Genomic DNA, 15,101 nt, shown 5'->3' with positions numbered 1-15,101 from the left:
CAAAAGGCGGATGATAGCTTGGGGGATGGGAAAAGAAAAAGCGCCCGGAGGCGCTTTTTCTTTTCCATTGAACCTAGTCGCTACATCAAGGTTATTGGGGGGCTGCGGCAGGAGTTGTGGACTTGAAGTAGGCCAGCACCAAGGGATCATCGCTGGTCGTCGACGGAGTCCAGTTCACGGCGGTGCTATTGACATCAGGCGTGAAAGTGACCGTCTTGGTGTCGATCGTGGCGGCTTTGATGTTAGCCATCGTGACAACTACAGCGCCCGTGGTCGCAGTAACCGAGATCGCGGAACACTCGGTCGTCGCCGTAGGTGCCGCCGACAGACCCAAGCCGGTCCAGTCGTCCGTCGCCGTGGGAAGCGCACCGTTCGTCTGCGCATACAGCGCAACTGCCAGCTTAAGGGGCTCCGCGCACGATGCCACCTTCGACAACTTCGCCTTGACCGTGTAGTCCTGATACTGCGGAATAGCAATCGCCGCCAGGATACCGATGATCGCGACCACGATCATCAGTTCGATCAGCGTAAAGCCCTTCTGGGCACGGCGGCCCAGTTTCTTCAGTTGCACTCGTTGTTGCATGATTGACCCCTCGAAGGAATTTTGGATACAAATAGAAACATTTTGTTTCATGTGATGCTGCAAGTTCTTAGCAGTTAGCGTGCCAGCGCCGCAAACCCTGAAAACGTCGTCGCCGGGTGACAATTTTCGCCACTTGGGGGGATTGCAGGTTTTGACCGGGCGCAAATTTTGTCACCTGCGATGACGCGGAAGGTCAGTAAACCGACGATTTCGCTTAACTCTGTACGAAGCCGCACTGAAGTCAAACAGCGAAAGCGGCAGGCCGGAAAACGAAACGGGTGGCCCCGAGGCCACCCGTCCCGCGGTGCTTCAAAGAGCCCCGCGCAATCGCAGTTCCCGCCCGCTGCGGGCGAGAGTCGCTTCAGCCCGTCACGCCGGCTGTGCCGCGCGTTTCTGCATCAGCTTGCCGATCACCACCACCAGCGCGGCGCCGACGATGCCGAACACCAGGTGCGCGTGCGGCACGTGCATTTCGAACCAGGCGGCGTCGACCGGGTCGCTCACCAGCATTTCGCCGGCGAGGTAGCCCAGCAGCGCGGCGCCCAGCACGATGATGATGGGGAAGCGGTCCATGACCTTGAGCAGGATGGTGCTGCCGAACACGATCAGGGGGATCGACAGGCCCAGGCCCAGCACCAGCAGCATCAGCTGGCTGCCTTCGGGGCCCTTCTGCGCGGCGGCGGCCACGGCGACCACGTTGTCGAGCGACATCACCAGGTCGGCGATCAGGATGGTGCGGATCGCGGCCCAGATGTTGTCCTTGGCGGCGTGGCCTTCCTCGTCGTCGTCGCCGGTCAGCAGCTGGACGCCGATATAGACCAGCAGCGCGGCGCCGACGATCTTGAGGTACGGCAGGCTCAGCAGCTTGACCGCGGCGACGGTCAGGATCACGCGCATGACGATGGCGGCGGCGCTGCCCCAGAAGATGGCTTTCTTCTGTTGCGCGGGCGGCAGGTTGCGCGAGGCGAGCGCGATCACCACGGCGTTGTCGCCGGAGAGCACGATGTTGGTCAGGATGATGGATCCCAGCGCGATCCAGAACGCGGTGGAGGACAACAGTTCCACGGTAAAGCTCCTCGAGTTTTCTTGAATTATGGTTCGAACGCCGCACGGCGACGGGCGATGCGCAACCGATGATGTTCAGCCGACGATGAAATTCGGATGTCTGATTTTTCAGACATGAGATTTACCGTATCAAGCTTTCGATTCGGTTTCAATCGCCTTCCAGCCCGCCTCGGGAGATACCCTAGGTTCCTGGCGTCCCAGAATGACGCGCCCCCGCGCGAAGGCGGGGGCATCGGGGGCTGGCGCGCCACTGCCCTCGGACAGTGGCGCGCCGGCACCGGCAAATCTCCCGCCCTCGCGGGCGGGAATCACCAGACCGCGGCGATTACAGGATCGACTTGAGCAGGCGGCCCATTTCCGACGGATTCTTGGTGACCTTGATACCGCAGGCTTCCATGATTTCCAGCTTGGCTTGCGCCGTGTCGGCACCGCCCGAGATCAGCGCGCCGGCGTGGCCCATGCGCTTGCCCGGAGGCGCGGTCACGCCAGCGATGAAGCCGACCACCGGCTTCTTCATGTTGTCCTTGATCCACTGCGCGGCGTTGGCTTCGTCCGGACCGCCGATTTCGCCGATCATGACCACGGCGTCCGTTTCGGGATCGTCGTTGAACATCTTCATGATGTCGATGTGCTTCAGGCCGTTGATGGGGTCGCCACCGATGCCCACAGCCGACGACTGGCCCAGGCCCAGCGCGGTCAGCTGGCCGACCGCTTCATAGGTCAGCGTGCCCGAGCGCGACACCACGCCGATGCGGCCCTTGCGGTGGATGTGGCCCGGCATGATGCCGATCTTGATTTCGTCCGGCGTGATCAGGCCAGGGCAGTTCGGTCCGAGCAGCAAGGTCTTCTTGTTGCCCTTACGCATCTTGTCCTTGAGCTCCATCATGTCGCGCACGGGGATGCCTTCGGTGATGCAGACCACCAGGTCCAGGTCGGCGTCGACGGCTTCCCAGATCGCGGCGGCGGCGCCCGCGGGCGGCACGTAGATCACGGAAACGGTGGCGCCGGTGGAGTCCTTCGCGTCCTTCACGCTGGCGTAGATGGGAATGCCTTCGAAGTCTTCGCCGGCCTTCTTCGGGTTCACGCCTGCCACGAAGCAGTTCTTGCCGTTGGCATAGTCGCGGCAGCCACGGGTGTGGAACTGGCCGGTCTTGCCGGTGATGCCCTGGGTGATGACCTTGGTGTCTTTGTTGATCAGAATCGACATGCTGTAATCCTTTGCTTGGCTCGTAGCAGCGCGGGGCACGGCCCGGCGCGCTGCTCGCGTTCGCGTTTGTTGGCGTTCGTGCGTCTTGGCTTACTTGCCCGCGGCCGCAGCCACCACCTTCTGGGCGGCTTCTTCCATGGTGTCCGCAGCGATGATGGGCAGGCCCGAGTCGGCCAGCATCTTCTTGCCGATTTCTTCGTTGGTGCCCTTCATGCGCACGACCAGCGGCACGGACAGCGACACGGCCTTGGACGCGGCGATCACGCCTTCGGCGATCACGTCGCAACGCATGATGCCGCCGAAGATGTTGACCAGGATGGCCTTCAGGTTCGGGTTCTTCAGCATCAGCTTGAAGGCTTCGGTCACCTTCTCGGTGGTGGCGCCGCCGCCCACGTCGAGGAAGTTGGCCGGCTCGCCGCCGAACAGCTTGATGGTGTCCATGGTGGCCATGGCCAGGCCGGCGCCGTTCACCAGGCAGCCGATGTTGCCGTCCAGCGAGATGTAGGCCAGGTCAAACTTGGAGGCTTCGATTTCGTTGGCGTCTTCTTCGTCCAGGTCGCGGTAGGCGACGATTTCCGGGTGGCGGAACAGGGCGTTGGAGTCGAAGTTGAACTTGGCGTCGAGCGCGATCACCTTGCCGTCGCCGGTCAGGATCAGCGGGTTGATTTCGGCCAGCGAAGCGTCGGTTTCCCAGAACGCCTTGTACAGGCCTTGCAGGGCCTGGCGGGCTTGCGCCACGCTCGCGTCGGGCACGCCGATCTTGCGGGCGATGTCGTCGGCATCGGCGTCGGCCAGGCCGGTGGCCGGGTCGATGATCAGGGTGTGGATCTTTTCCGGGGTGTGGGCAGCGACTTCTTCGATGTCCATGCCGCCTTCGCTGGAGGCCATCAGGGCCACCTTCTGCGAAACGCGGTCCACCACCAGCGAAACGTACAGTTCCTTCTTGATGTCGGCGCCTTCTTCGATCAGCAGGCGGTTGACCTTCTTGCCTTCCGGGCCGGTCTGGTGCGTCACCAGGGTCATGCCGAGGATGTTGGTGGCGTAGGTCTTGACCTCGTCGATGCTCTTGGCCACCTTCACGCCGCCGCCCTTGCCGCGGCCGCCCGCGTGGATCTGCGCCTTGACGACCCAGACCGGGCCGCCCAGTTGCTCAGCAGCCTTCAGGGCCTCTTCGACCGAGAACGCGGGGATGCCGCGCGGAACCGGCACATTGTATTTGCGCAGGATTTCCTTGCCTTGGTACTCATGGATATTCATGCGTGTTTCCTTTCGGGTAGGCGTAAAAGTGTAGAGATGGAATCTCGGCGTTTTGCAGGCCGTGCGGCTTAGCCGGAGGTGCCGGTGGGCCTGCGGGATACGGCGCCGCCGTCGGCGGCGGCGAGCGCCTCCGCTGGCTGCGCCGCCGGGATCGGAGACCCTTCGGCCTTGATCCTCGGCTTCGGCTGGTGACCATACCAGCGCGGGTAAAACTGGCGCACCACCTCACCTTCGAAATGCAGGGCATGGCAGCCGTGCAACTGGTAAGGGGGTTCGGGATTGGTGTCTTCGGTGCCGGCGTCGCGGATATTGAAGACGTCGCCGGCGAAGGCCTGGATCGCGGTGGTCGGCAGCACGCCGGCCAGCTCGGTCAGGTGGGTGCAGCCGGCCACGCCGGACAGGCGCTCGCGCACGGCCTTGCGGAAGCCCTTCATCAGGTTCAGCCCGACCAGCTTGCGGTAGGCCGGGCCGATGGTGTCGCACTGGCCGGGATACGGCACCCAGTCGGAGCAGGCATCGGCGTCCACCACGTTCATGCGCAGGTCGATGGTGACGCGCAGCCACAGGTCATGCAGCGGCTGGCCCACCGGACGCACGCCGCCGCCGGCCAGCGGAATGTCGCGCGGCTTGGTGTCGGTCAGGCGCGCTTCGATATCCCACAGGCCATCGTCCCTAAGATAGGCCTCTGCCGTGATGGCACGACGATGGCGCAGGGAGCGGTTGACGGGCGGGGAAAGCGGCATAACACCAGGCTGGAGCGGGGGAACGGGCGGCTAATAGAACTGCGACGAAGTACGACCAAGGAGCGGCTTGGCAGTCCCGGGCAGGACGGCTGGGCCGGAAAACCGCAGGATTTTAACATGCCGCACAACTTTGGCCGGGAACAAACTGCGCGGAGTGCTGTTGCCGGCGATTGTCGCCGGGCGGACGGCCTGCTGCGGTGCGGGAAAGCGCGCCGGAATGCGCTCCGGCGGCCGCCGCAAAGCGCGCCGGAGCGCGCCAAATACGCCTACTGGCAAAGCAGGTATGCGCCCCGTAGCGGTGCAGGACGGCGCCGTGCTGCGACCTTCCCTGCTGCGACCGCACAACGGCGGCGGGGCGGCTTCAGCCGCTGCCGTCCAGCCATTCGTCGGCGCCCTTGATGACCTGGCTCACCACCGAGCGGGAGAAACCGCGGGCCACCAGGAAGCGGATCTGCCTTGCCTTTTCCTCGGGCGTGGCCGGCGGCGCGCCGAAACGCTTCTGCCAGACCGCGCGGCCGCGCTCCAGCTCGGAATCGCGCAGGCGCTCCTGCAGGTCCGCCAGCTGGTCGCCGCCGAGCTGGTGGGTGCGCGCCTCCTGCATGACGCGGGCGGCGCCGTAGCGGCTGGCGCGGCGGTGCACCAGGCTGTCGACGAAGCGCGCATTGGACAGCCAGTTCTCGCGCTCGAGCGCGTCCAGCAGTTGTTCCAGCGCTTCGGGCGATTCCGCGTGCGGGGCCAGCTTGCGGGCCAGCTCCGCCCGGCTGTGCTCACGGCGCGACAGGTAACCGACCGCGCGGGCCTTCAGGGAAAGAGGGGGACGAGTGGCCATGAAAGAGACGTCGCGAATGCACACCGGGGCGGCCGTGCCGCATGCACGTGCCGCCCCGGCCAGGGTCCGGATCGGGCGAGCTCAGCGCCGGGGCGCTGCCGCCCGGCCGCGGACGTTCACTCCGCGTCCGCGGTCGCCGCGGCGGCCGGCGTGCCGTTCATCAGCGCCACGCCCAGCGTCTCGCGCACCTTGTTCTCGATCTCGTCGGCGATGTCGGGATTCTCGCGCAGGTATTCGCGCGCGTTGTCCTTGCCCTGGCCGATCTTCTCGCCCTTGTAGCTGTACCAGGCGCCGGACTTCTCGACGATCTTGGCGTCCACGCCGAGGTCGATGATCTCGCCCTGGCGCGAAATGCCCTGGCCGTAGAGGATGTCGAAGAAGGCTTCGCGGAACGGCGGCGAGACCTTGTTCTTGACCACCTTGACCTTGGTTTCGTTGCCGATCACGTCGTCGCCCTTCTTGATCGAGCCGATGCGGCGGATGTCGAGGCGCACCGAGGCGTAGAACTTGAGGGCATTGCCGCCGGTGGTGGTTTCGGGCGAACCGAACATCACGCCGATCTTCATGCGGATCTGGTTGATGAAGATCACCAGGCAGTTGGTGCGCTTGATGGTGCCGGTCAGCTTGCGCAGCGCCTGGCTCATCAGGCGGGCCTGCAGGCCGGGCAGCGAATCGCCCATCTCGCCCTCGATTTCGGCCTTGGGCACCAAGGCCGCCACCGAGTCGATCACGATCAGGTCGACCGAGCCCGAGCGCACCAGCGCGTCGGTGATTTCCAGGGCCTGCTCGCCGGTGTCCGGCTGCGAGATCAGCAGGTCGCCCACGGCCACGCCGAGCTTGCTGGCGTAGTTGACGTCGAGCGCGTGCTCGGCGTCGATAAAGGCGCAGGTGCCGCCCAGCTTCTGCATCTCGGCCACCACCTGCAGCGTCAGCGTGGTCTTGCCCGAGGATTCCGGGCCGTAGATTTCCACCACGCGGCCGCGCGGCAGGCCGCCGACGCCCAGCGCGATGTCCAGGCCCAGCGAACCGGTGGACACGACCTGGATATCCTGGTCGATTTCGGCTTCGCCCAGTTTCATGATCGAGCCCTTGCCGAACTGCTTCTCGATCTGGGCCAGCGCGGCCGCCAGCGCCTTCTGCTTTTCGGCGCTTACGCCAGCACCCGCCTTCTTGCCGTCATCCATGGTCGTCCTTCCGTCAATGGTGTATAAATAGGCCGCATGTGGCGCGCTGCCTGCTTTTGCGGGCTTTCGCCCGCTCCGCCGCCCGACTCGGTACGTGCCCTGCCCGTGGCAGCGGCGCGTAATATGAGAGACAGTGGAGAAATCCGATAAAAAATCCGGTAAGAATCCGGTAGATGCCGGCCGCGCACAACGCGACCGGAACAAGCGGGTACTGTATAAAAAAACAGTATGCTTGGCAAGCCCCGCCCGCACCGCCGGCAACACCTGGTGGCAAAGGGGCGACAAAGCCGAGCCTGGGTGGAGACAACCATGCGTATTCTGATCGCCGAAGATGACGACGTGCTGGCAGACGGCCTCACGCGCTCCCTGCGCCACTCCGGCTATGCCGTCGACCATGTCGCCAGCGGGGTGGAAGCCGATTCGGCGCTATCCACCCAGGCCTTCGACCTGCTCATTCTCGACCTCGGCCTGCCGCGCCTGCCCGGCCTGGAGGTGCTCAAGCGCCTGCGCGCGCGCGGCGCCATGCTGCCGGTGCTGATCCTGACCGCCGCCGACGGCGTGGACGAGCGCGTCAAGGGGCTGGACCTGGGCGCCGACGACTACATGGCCAAGCCCTTCGCCCTGTCCGAGCTGGAGGCGCGCGTGCGCGCGCTGGTGCGGCGCGGCGCGGGCGGCGGCGCCACGCTCACGCACCACGGCCCGCTGGCGTTCGACCAGGTCGGCCGCATCGCCTACCTGAACGAGCAGATGCTGGACCTCTCCGCGCGCGAGGTGGGGCTGCTGGAAATCCTGCTGACCCGCACCGGGCGGCTGGTCTCGAAGGAACAACTGGTGGACCACCTGTGCGAATGGGGCGAGGAAGTCAGCAACAACGCCATCGAGGTCTATGTGCACCGGCTGCGCAAGAAGATCGAGGTGGGCGGCATCCGCATCGCCACGGTGCGCGGCCTGGGCTATTGCCTGGAGAAATTCCAGGTCGCCGCGGTGCACGACTAGGAAACCGGGAGACGCCGCCCGCCACGCTCGCCGCCTGACCCTGTCCCTGCCCCGGCCACCGCGCCCCGGACCAGCCCACCCTTCTGCCATGAGCCTGCTGCGACTGCCCCGGCGGCGCGCGCGGGCCGCACGGCCCGTCACGCCGCCCCCCAAACCCGCTGCCGCCGATGCCACCGATGCCGCCGGCGCCACCGATGCCGGCCTGGGCGACGAAGCATTGGCCGAAGCGCTGCCGCACCTCGAAGACAGCGCCGGCCACCCGTCGCCGCGCTCGCTGTTCGGCGAGATCCTGGACTGGATGCTGGCGCCGCTGCTGCTGCTGTGGCCGATGAGCATCGCCGTGACCTACCTGGTGGCGAAGTCCATCGCCAACGGGCCGTTCGACCGCTCGCTGGAAGCCAGCGCCATCGTGCTGTCGCAGCAGGTACGCGAGGTCAACGGGCGCGTCACGCTGCAGCTGCCGCTGTCCGCGCGCGAGATCCTGCGCGCCGACGAGAGCGACAACATCTACTACCAGGTGGTCGGCACGCACGGCGAGTTCGTGGCCGGCGACAACGACCTGCCGCTGCCCAGCGAAGACGACCGCGGCCACGCCGGGCTGGTGTCGCTGCGCGACGACCGCGTGGCCGGCAACGACGTGCGCGTGGCCTATACCTACGTCGACCTCAAGCACGGCGGCGACACGCAGCCGGTGCTGGTGCAGGTGGGCGAGACCCTGGACAAGCGCGCGCGCCTGGCCAACGAAATCATCAAGGGCGTGATCCTGCCGCAGTTCGTGATCCTGCCGCTGGCGGTGGTGCTGGTGTGGTTCGGCCTGACGCGCGGGCTGGCGCCGCTCAACGCGATCCAGCAGCGCATCCGCGCGCGCAACCCCGGCGATACCAGCCCCATCGACGAGCACGCCGCGCCCCAGGAGATCACGCCGCTGGTGGCGTCCTTCAACGACCTGCTGGCGCGCCTGGACATGTCGGTGCAGACGCAGAAACGCTTTATCGCCGATGCCGCGCACCAGATGAAGACGCCGCTGGCGGGCCTGCGCATGCAGGCCGAGCTGGCGCAGCGCGAGCAGACGCCGGAGGAGCTGCGCAAGTCGCTGGCGCAGATCGCCGGCAGCTCCGAGCGCACCGCGCACCTGGTGACGCAGTTGCTGTCGCTGGCGCGCATGGAGAACCTGGCCGGCGCCGGCAGCATGGCGCCGCTGGACCTGAGCGCGCTGGCGCGCGACGTGGTCAAGGACTGGCTGCAGCAGGCGTGGGCGCGCCGCATCGACCTCGGCGTCGACGCCGACGATCATCCCGTCATGGTGCAGGGCAACCGCCTGATGCTTACCGAGATGCTGAACAACCTGATCGACAACGCGATCCGCTACACGCCCGCCGGCGGCCACGCCACCGTGCGCGTGCGCGCGGACGCCTTCGAGCCGTTCGCCTACCTCGAAGTGGAAGACACCGGCCCGGGCATCCCGGTGGCCGAGCGCGAGCGCGTGATGGAGCGCTTCTACCGCGTGCTGGGCACGCAGACCCAGGGCAGCGGCCTGGGCCTGGCCATCGTGCGCGAGATCGTGCAGCAGCACGGCGGCGACGTCGCCATCGTCGACAACGTCTACCAGTCGGAGCCGCGCCTGGCCGGGGCCTGCTTCCGCGTCACGCTGCGCCGGCCTGTCGCCGGGGATGCCGCATGAGCAGCGCCGTCCCGCCGCCCGGCCAGCGCATGCCGTCCGACCTGCCCTCCCCGGCCGCGCGCCGCGCCTGGCGCCGCAACCTGCGCTGGATCGCCGCGCTGCTGGCGATCTGGTTCGTGGTCACGTTCGTGGTCAGCTGGTTCGCGCGCGAACTGCGCTTCGACTTCTTCGGCTGGCCCTTCTCGTTCTGGGTCGGCGCGCAGGGCGCGCTGATCGTCTACGTGCTGATGGCGGCGCTCTACGCGTGGCGCATGAACCTGGCCGGCGACGAAGCCGACGAGCCCGCCGACGGCATCGCTGGCAAGGAAGCGCCGGCCCCGCCCATGCCCGGAAGCGGCGGCCAGGATGCTGCATAGCAGGAAAACCGTCATCGCCATGCCAGGCACGCTCCGCCCCGCTTCGGCCGGGCTACGGCGCATCGCGCCGCAACAATCCCGCCGCGTTTTTCGCCTAGCGTATACCCCGAGCGTTTAGTGGCGAACTGGGCGGAAATTGTCAGAACTCAGTAAGTTTCGCCTCCCACAATCCATTGAACTTCGGTGGCTGCGCTGTGTCCGCGCCATGCGTGCCCGCTGCCCACCCGAACGATTCCGATCTCAAAACGGAGGAGACAATGGCTAACGCGCAGAACGTAGCGATGCCCGGCGGCAGCGCCCAGGGTTCGGCAATGACCGCCGAAGAGAAGAAGGTGATTTTCGCCTCCTCTCTCGGCACGGTTTTCGAGTGGTACGACTTTTATCTCTATGGTTCGCTGGCGGCCATCATCGCCAAGCAGTTCTTCGCCGGGCTCGACCCCACCGCGGCCTTCATCTTCGCGCTGCTGGCCTTCGCCGCCGGCTTCATCGTGCGGCCGTTCGGCGCGCTGGTGTTCGGCCGCCTCGGCGACATGATCGGGCGCAAGTACACCTTCCTGGTGACCATCCTGATCATGGGGACCTCGACCTTCATCGTGGGCCTGCTGCCAGGCTTCAACACCATCGGGTGGGCGGCGCCGATCATCCTGATCGCGCTGCGCATGCTGCAGGGCCTGGCGCTCGGCGGCGAGTACGGCGGCGCGGCCACCTACGTGGCCGAGCACGCCCCGCACGGCAAGCGCGGCGCCTACACGGCATGGATCCAGACCACCGCCACGCTCGGCCTGTTCCTGTCGCTGATCGTGATCCTGCTGTGCCGCAACCTGACCGGCGCGGCCTTCGACGACTGGGGCTGGCGCATTCCGTTCCTGGTCTCGATCCTGCTGCTCGCGGTATCGGTCTACATCCGCCTGTCGATGAACGAATCGCCCGCCTTCCAGAAGATGAAGGCCGAGGGCAAGACCTCGAAGGCCCCGCTGACCGAAGCGTTCGCCCAGTGGCGCAACCTGAAGATCGTGATCCTGGCGCTGGTGGGCCTGACCGCCGGCCAGGCCGTGGTCTGGTACACCGGCCAGTTCTACTCGCTGTTCTTCCTGACCCAGGTGCTCAAGGTCGACGCCACCACCGCCAACCTGCTGATCGCGGGCGCGCTGGTGATCGGCACGCCGTTCTTCATCTTCTTCGGCTCGCTGTCCGACAAGATCGGCCGCAAGTGGATCATCATGGCCGGCTGCGCGCTGGCGATGCTGACCTACTTCCCGCTGTTCAAGGCCCTCACCCACTACGCCAACCCGGCGCTGGAACGCGCGCAGCAGACCGCCCAGATCGTCGTCACCGCCGATCCCAAGCAATGCTCCTTCCAGGGCAGCCCGATCGCCCGCGAAATCGATTTCCGCAGCTCCTGCGACATCGTCAAGCGGACCCTGGCACAAGCCTCCGCCAGCTATGAAGTGGTGGAAGCCCCGGCCGGCACGGTGGCCTCGGTGAAGATCGGCGACAAGCAGATCGACGCCTTCAACGCCTCGCTGGATTCCGCCGGCCACAGCTTCGACGACGCCAGCAAGAAACAGATCGCCGCGTTCAAGAAGGAAGTGGGCGGCTCGATGGCCGCGGCCGGCTACCCGACCAAGGCGGACCCCGCGCAGATGAACACCATCATGGTGCTGGTGGTCCTCGTCATCCTGGTCATCTACGTGACCATGGTGTACGGCCCGATCGCCGCCATGCTGGTGGAAATGTTCCCGACCCGCATCCGCTACACCTCCATGTCGCTGCCATATCACATCGGCAACGGCTGGTTCGGCGGCCTGCTGCCCACCATCTCCTTCGCGCTGGTGGCGCAGAACGGCAATATCTACTACGGCCTCTGGTACCCCATCATCATCGCCGGCGTGACCCTGGTGCTCGGCTCCCTGTTCGTGCGCGAAACCAAGGACCGGGATATCTACGCCGACGACTGACCTACGCCGACGACTGTCGCCTGGCCGCATGCGCAGGCAGGACTGATCCGGTAAGCAGTCGCTCCGGCCGGCGGGCCCGCAAGGTCCGCCGGCTTTTTTTACGCCGGCGCAGGCCATCGGGCATGGCTCGAAACTTTTTCGCGGAAGGTGTTGACAGCCTTGAAAGCGCAGGTATAATTTCGGTCTTCAACGGCGAATTAGCTCAGTCGGTTAGAGCGACGGAATCATAATCCGCAGGTCCGGGGTTCGAGTCCCTGATTCGCCACCAAATTCTTCCAGGCTGCTCCCGCGGGTTTATCGTGTCGGGAGTTGCCGGGAAAGCTGTACGAGATCGTGCAAAAGCCCCTTTCAGCCGCCTGGCTGAAAGGGGCTTTTGCATTGTGGCCTCCCGAAGTCCGGCTTCCGGAGAGTCCAGCGTCGGCACCAATGCTTCGCAGGTTCTTCACGCTCGCCGTACCTGGCGCTCTCCGTGAGTGCGGCCACGTGCCGCATAGCTGCCTGCTTGTCCGCGCAATATACTGCCGCCCCGGCCACCTGACTTCGACCGTGCCGCAGTACATCAGGCCCGCGGGCGTTCATCCATGGCCGTGCCCTTCCCCCACGATGGCAACCAAGAGGCTGACATCTCATGATTGACCTCACCCGACGTAGAGTCCTGACGGCATTGTCGGCGGCCGCCGTGGGCGCATGCGCCTCCCCTGACGAATTCCTCGCGAGCACGCCGGCGGCTTCGGCGAGTACGCCCGATGAAGAGACAAGGCGCTTGCAGACGCTGGTGAAGTTGCGCCTGCCGGGCGCTTTGTACCCGGCGGATGTATTGGAGCGGACTCAATTCTCCGGGATCTGGGCTGTCAGGAATCCCAGGGCGCTGCCTCGCTATTTCGACGAGAAGCTGGAGTGGTGCATCAACATGCCGAATCCCGTTGGCCTGCAAGGTCTGCCCCGCGCAATGCGGAAAGAGTCCCTGCAGCAACGCAAGAAGGCGATGGTCCGCGAGATCAAGTTGTCCGAATGGCCTTTGATCAAGGGGACGACGAGGCCGGTGGCGATCGTCTACGCAGCCTGGGATTGCCCTTATTGCCGCCATATGGAGGCGGATCTGCGGAAAGCCGGGATCAGCTATTACCTCATCCCCACGGGCTTGAACAAGCAATCCGCTTCAGTCTCGAAGGCGCTCTACGGATCGCCCGATTTTCAGGACGCCTGGCACGACTTGACGACAACGGGACAGACGAGCGAACGCGCTTCCGCGGCACGGCCCTACCCAGACAGCAACGCCGCTGACATCGCATTCCTTTTCATGCTGCCAGGCAAGCCGACGCCTCTGACCCCGCTCATGATCCTTTCGGACGGACAAGTGCTGGAGGGCTGGGAGGCCGGGCTCTTCATGCCCGTCCTCGACCGGTACGTAGCCGCAGAAGCGTTCTTCGACGCGGCTTGAATCGCGACGCAACGCCGGACCGCACAGCGGAACGCGCCGTTGGCGCGCGGTCCGGCGCGCCCTAGACTTTCCACACCGCCGCTCGCATGGTCCGACTTCCGGCACTTCATGGGCGACGGCCGGGAAGTCGTCTCCATGAACCTGCACCAATCACCATTCGATCTTCAAGGCCGGGCCGCTTTCATCTCCGGCGCTTCGAGCGGCATCGGCCCGCACATCGCGCGCATGCTCGCGCAGACCTGCCCATCTTTCCGCGGTGAGCGGCCCCTCCCGCTTGCGCCAGCCATCCCAACGGCTGCCCGCGCGCCAGCCCTAAAGACGATGGCGAGGCATGGCGACGAGATTTATTCTGGCTTCGGCTCGCCGGGGAATGGCCTGCGAGTCTTTATACGCCGCTGACTCCTCCCGGCCAGCGGCTTTTTTTTGCCTCGCGCCGTCGCCGGCCCGGGCCGGCGCTGTAAGCGCTGTCTGGCAGCAATCTCAGATGACCCCCACTACTGCCCGGGGGCAACGGCCGCCACAATGAATCCTGAGGTCTGGACAAGGGATGGCATGGAATGCGCGAGCGCATGCGCCTTCCCCGCGCGTCCCCGCGCGACATGGCGAATCCGTCGTGCATGACCCCGCCACGCAATTCTGGAGCGTCATCGCCATGGCCTGTGACCCCACAAGCATCGGAAGGCCGTCGGAAGCATCGGGCATGTCGAGACGGGTGCTGCACCTGTTCGACCGGTTTGCCGGCCATGCCACCCGCTGGGCGGGCTCGCCCGTGGCCTTCCTGCTTGCCGTCATCGTTGTCGCCGCCTGGGCCGTCACCGGGCCGCTGTTCGGCTATTCGGAGACCTGGCAACTGGTGATCAACACCGGCACCACCATCGTGACCTTCGTGATGGTCTTCCTGATCCAGCAGAGCCAGAACAAGGATGCCATGGCGGTACACCTGAAGCTGAACGAGCTGCTCGCCTCGCACAAGCTGGCCAGCAACCGGCTGGTGTGCATCGAGGATCTCGACGAAGGCGAACTCAAGCGCCTGGTGACTTTCTACCGCCAGTTGTCCGAACTCGCCGAAAAGGACGGTGGCGTCAAAGTGAGCCATTCACTGGACGAAGCCGCCGAAAACCAGGCGGGAAAACAGCGCGCGAGCGAAGCGGCTGACGGCGGCAACTCAACCCTCGAAGGAGATGACCATGGACAAATCGAAGATTCCCGCCGATCAACGGCAAGCGCTGGGCGCGCTCCTGGATGACCACAGAGCGGTCAAGAAGCTCTTCAAGGACTTCGAGGGCGCGAAGGACGAAAGCCGGAAACGCAGCATCGCCGCGGAAACGTGCAGCCAGTTGACGGTGCACGCCGAGATCGAGGAGGAAATATTCTATCCATCGCTGCGCGACATGTCCGACGAGATCGACGACATGCTGGACGAGGCCAAGGTCGAACACCAGGTCGCCAAGGACTTGATGGCCATCCTCGAAAGCCAGCCGGATGCCGAGGTCATGGAAGCCACCTACAAAGTGCTGTCCGAATACGTCGGGCACCACGTGGAAGAAGAAGAAACCGAAATGTTCAAGGCCGTCATCAAGGCGAAGATCAATCTGCGCGACGTGGCCGGGCGGATGGCCTCGCGCAAGGACGAACTGGTTTCGGCAACCGCGTAGATGTGGGCAGCCGCATTCTCGAGTCCGTCGAGTCCGGCCGCAGGCGGAGCGCGCGCTGCGGATGGCCTGCCCGGAGCCCTTTACATGGGGTAGGCGACTTCCCTGCCGTCTACCCCTCTTTTTTGCGCGTGGCTGCCGGGCATGCC

General features: G+C 65.5%; 15 protein-coding genes and 1 tRNA gene. 9 read left to right on the top strand and 7 right to left on the bottom strand.

Annotation, left to right across the window (positions count from 1 at the left end):
- Positions 1-91: 91 nt before the first annotated feature.
- The 7 genes from ACKI2N_RS04500 to recA all read right to left on the bottom strand — a co-directional run bounded on the left by ACKI2N_RS04500 (position 92) and on the right by recA (position 6,868).
- Entirely contained in the window at positions 92-634 is a 543-nt protein-coding gene (locus ACKI2N_RS04500; RefSeq protein ID WP_420997735.1) for a pilin, read from the bottom strand.
- Positions 635-952: 318 nt separating this feature from the next.
- Positions 953-1,648, bottom strand: a complete 696-nt coding sequence (locus ACKI2N_RS04495; RefSeq protein ID WP_420997734.1) for a TerC family protein — start codon at positions 1,646-1,648, stop codon at positions 953-955.
- A gap of 325 nt (positions 1,649-1,973) precedes the next feature.
- Positions 1,974-2,855: a succinate--CoA ligase subunit alpha gene (gene sucD, locus ACKI2N_RS04490; protein ID WP_420997733.1), complete on the bottom strand. Its 882-nt coding sequence runs from the start codon at positions 2,853-2,855 to the stop codon at positions 1,974-1,976.
- Between the two features lie 90 nt (positions 2,856-2,945).
- Positions 2,946-4,112: an ADP-forming succinate--CoA ligase subunit beta gene (sucC, locus tag ACKI2N_RS04485; RefSeq protein WP_059410582.1), complete on the bottom strand. Its 1,167-nt coding sequence runs from the start codon at positions 4,110-4,112 to the stop codon at positions 2,946-2,948.
- A 68-nt stretch (positions 4,113-4,180) separates the two neighbouring features.
- Positions 4,181-4,855 (bottom strand): DUF2889 domain-containing protein, encoded by a 675-nt coding sequence (locus ACKI2N_RS04480; RefSeq protein ID WP_420997732.1) that lies wholly within the window; start codon positions 4,853-4,855, stop codon positions 4,181-4,183.
- Between the two features lie 361 nt (positions 4,856-5,216).
- Positions 5,217-5,684, bottom strand: coding sequence for a recombination regulator RecX (gene recX, locus ACKI2N_RS04475; RefSeq protein ID WP_420997731.1), 468 nt, complete (start codon positions 5,682-5,684; stop codon positions 5,217-5,219).
- 116 nt (positions 5,685-5,800) lie between these two features.
- On the bottom strand, positions 5,801-6,868 hold the full coding sequence (recA, locus tag ACKI2N_RS04470; protein ID WP_420997730.1) for a recombinase RecA: 1,068 nt from the start codon (positions 6,866-6,868) through the stop codon (positions 5,801-5,803).
- Positions 6,869-7,177: 309 nt separating this feature from the next.
- On the opposite strand from recA, the gene ACKI2N_RS04465 reads away from it, so the two are divergent.
- The 9 genes from ACKI2N_RS04465 (at position 7,178) to ACKI2N_RS04425 (ending at position 14,955) form a co-directional block, all read left to right on the top strand.
- Positions 7,178-7,864 (top strand): response regulator, encoded by a 687-nt coding sequence (locus ACKI2N_RS04465; protein WP_420997729.1) that lies wholly within the window; start codon positions 7,178-7,180, stop codon positions 7,862-7,864.
- Between the two features lie 88 nt (positions 7,865-7,952).
- Entirely contained in the window at positions 7,953-9,545 is a 1,593-nt protein-coding gene (locus ACKI2N_RS04460; protein ID WP_420997728.1) for a sensor histidine kinase N-terminal domain-containing protein, read from the top strand.
- Positions 9,542-9,901 carry a DUF4212 domain-containing protein gene (locus ACKI2N_RS04455; RefSeq protein WP_420997727.1) on the top strand — a complete coding sequence of 120 codons (360 nt, stop codon included), beginning with the start codon at positions 9,542-9,544 and terminating at the stop codon, positions 9,899-9,901. Before ACKI2N_RS04460 ends, ACKI2N_RS04455 begins: the two co-directional genes overlap by 4 nt.
- A 257-nt stretch (positions 9,902-10,158) precedes the next feature.
- Complete coding sequence (locus ACKI2N_RS04450) at positions 10,159-11,859, top strand: MFS transporter (protein WP_420997726.1); 1,701 nt, start codon at positions 10,159-10,161, stop codon at positions 11,857-11,859.
- A gap of 191 nt (positions 11,860-12,050) precedes the next feature.
- Positions 12,051-12,127: transfer RNA gene (locus ACKI2N_RS04445), tRNA-Met, on the top strand.
- A gap of 360 nt (positions 12,128-12,487) precedes the next feature.
- On the top strand, positions 12,488-13,300 hold the full coding sequence (locus ACKI2N_RS04440) for a hypothetical protein (RefSeq protein WP_420997725.1): 813 nt from the start codon (positions 12,488-12,490) through the stop codon (positions 13,298-13,300).
- Between the two features lie 135 nt (positions 13,301-13,435).
- On the top strand, positions 13,436-13,699 hold the full coding sequence (locus tag ACKI2N_RS04435) for a hypothetical protein (RefSeq protein ID WP_420997724.1): 264 nt from the start codon (positions 13,436-13,438) through the stop codon (positions 13,697-13,699).
- Positions 13,700-14,000: 301 nt separating this feature from the next.
- Complete coding sequence (locus ACKI2N_RS04430) at positions 14,001-14,546, top strand: low affinity iron permease family protein (RefSeq protein WP_420997771.1); 546 nt, start codon at positions 14,001-14,003, stop codon at positions 14,544-14,546.
- On the top strand, positions 14,488-14,955 hold the full coding sequence (locus ACKI2N_RS04425; RefSeq protein WP_420997723.1) for a hemerythrin domain-containing protein: 468 nt from the start codon (positions 14,488-14,490) through the stop codon (positions 14,953-14,955). The genes ACKI2N_RS04430 and ACKI2N_RS04425 overlap by 59 nt, the downstream gene beginning before the upstream one ends.
- Positions 14,956-15,101: the final 146 nt, after the last annotated feature.

It is taken from the genome of Cupriavidus sp. 30B13, assembly GCF_049059565.2.
Lineage (GTDB): Bacteria > Pseudomonadota > Gammaproteobacteria > Burkholderiales > Burkholderiaceae > Cupriavidus.
The sequence above is the reverse complement of the archived record's forward strand: the minus strand, read 5'-3'. Positions and strand labels throughout refer to the sequence as shown.

What these genes read in the sequence shown, in the direction of transcription:
- ACKI2N_RS04500 (WP_420997735.1), bottom strand. Translation starts at nt 634, where the DNA reads ATGAAACAAAATGTTTCTATTTGTATCCAAAATTCCTTCGAGGGGTCA.
- sucD (WP_420997733.1), bottom strand. Translation starts at nt 2,855, where the DNA reads ATGTCGATTCTGATCAACAAAGACACCAAGGTCATCACCCAGGGCATC.
- sucC (WP_059410582.1), bottom strand. Translation starts at nt 4,112, where the DNA reads ATGAATATCCATGAGTACCAAGGCAAGGAAATCCTGCGCAAATACAAT.
- ACKI2N_RS04480 (WP_420997732.1), bottom strand. Translation starts at nt 4,855, where the DNA reads ATGCCGCTTTCCCCGCCCGTCAACCGCTCCCTGCGCCATCGTCGTGCC.
- recX (WP_420997731.1), bottom strand. Translation starts at nt 5,684, where the DNA reads ATGGCCACTCGTCCCCCTCTTTCCCTGAAGGCCCGCGCGGTCGGTTAC.
- recA (WP_420997730.1), bottom strand. Translation starts at nt 6,868, where the DNA reads ATGGATGACGGCAAGAAGGCGGGTGCTGGCGTAAGCGCCGAAAAGCAG.
- ACKI2N_RS04465 (WP_420997729.1), top strand. Translation starts at nt 7,178, where the DNA reads ATGCGTATTCTGATCGCCGAAGATGACGACGTGCTGGCAGACGGCCTC.
- ACKI2N_RS04460 (WP_420997728.1), top strand. Translation starts at nt 7,953, where the DNA reads ATGAGCCTGCTGCGACTGCCCCGGCGGCGCGCGCGGGCCGCACGGCCC.
- ACKI2N_RS04455 (WP_420997727.1), top strand. Translation starts at nt 9,542, where the DNA reads ATGAGCAGCGCCGTCCCGCCGCCCGGCCAGCGCATGCCGTCCGACCTG.
- ACKI2N_RS04450 (WP_420997726.1), top strand. Translation starts at nt 10,159, where the DNA reads ATGGCTAACGCGCAGAACGTAGCGATGCCCGGCGGCAGCGCCCAGGGT.
- ACKI2N_RS04440 (WP_420997725.1), top strand. Translation starts at nt 12,488, where the DNA reads ATGATTGACCTCACCCGACGTAGAGTCCTGACGGCATTGTCGGCGGCC.
- ACKI2N_RS04435 (WP_420997724.1), top strand. Translation starts at nt 13,436, where the DNA reads ATGAACCTGCACCAATCACCATTCGATCTTCAAGGCCGGGCCGCTTTC.
- ACKI2N_RS04430 (WP_420997771.1), top strand. Translation starts at nt 14,001, where the DNA reads ATGTCGAGACGGGTGCTGCACCTGTTCGACCGGTTTGCCGGCCATGCC.
- ACKI2N_RS04425 (WP_420997723.1), top strand. Translation starts at nt 14,488, where the DNA reads ATGGACAAATCGAAGATTCCCGCCGATCAACGGCAAGCGCTGGGCGCG.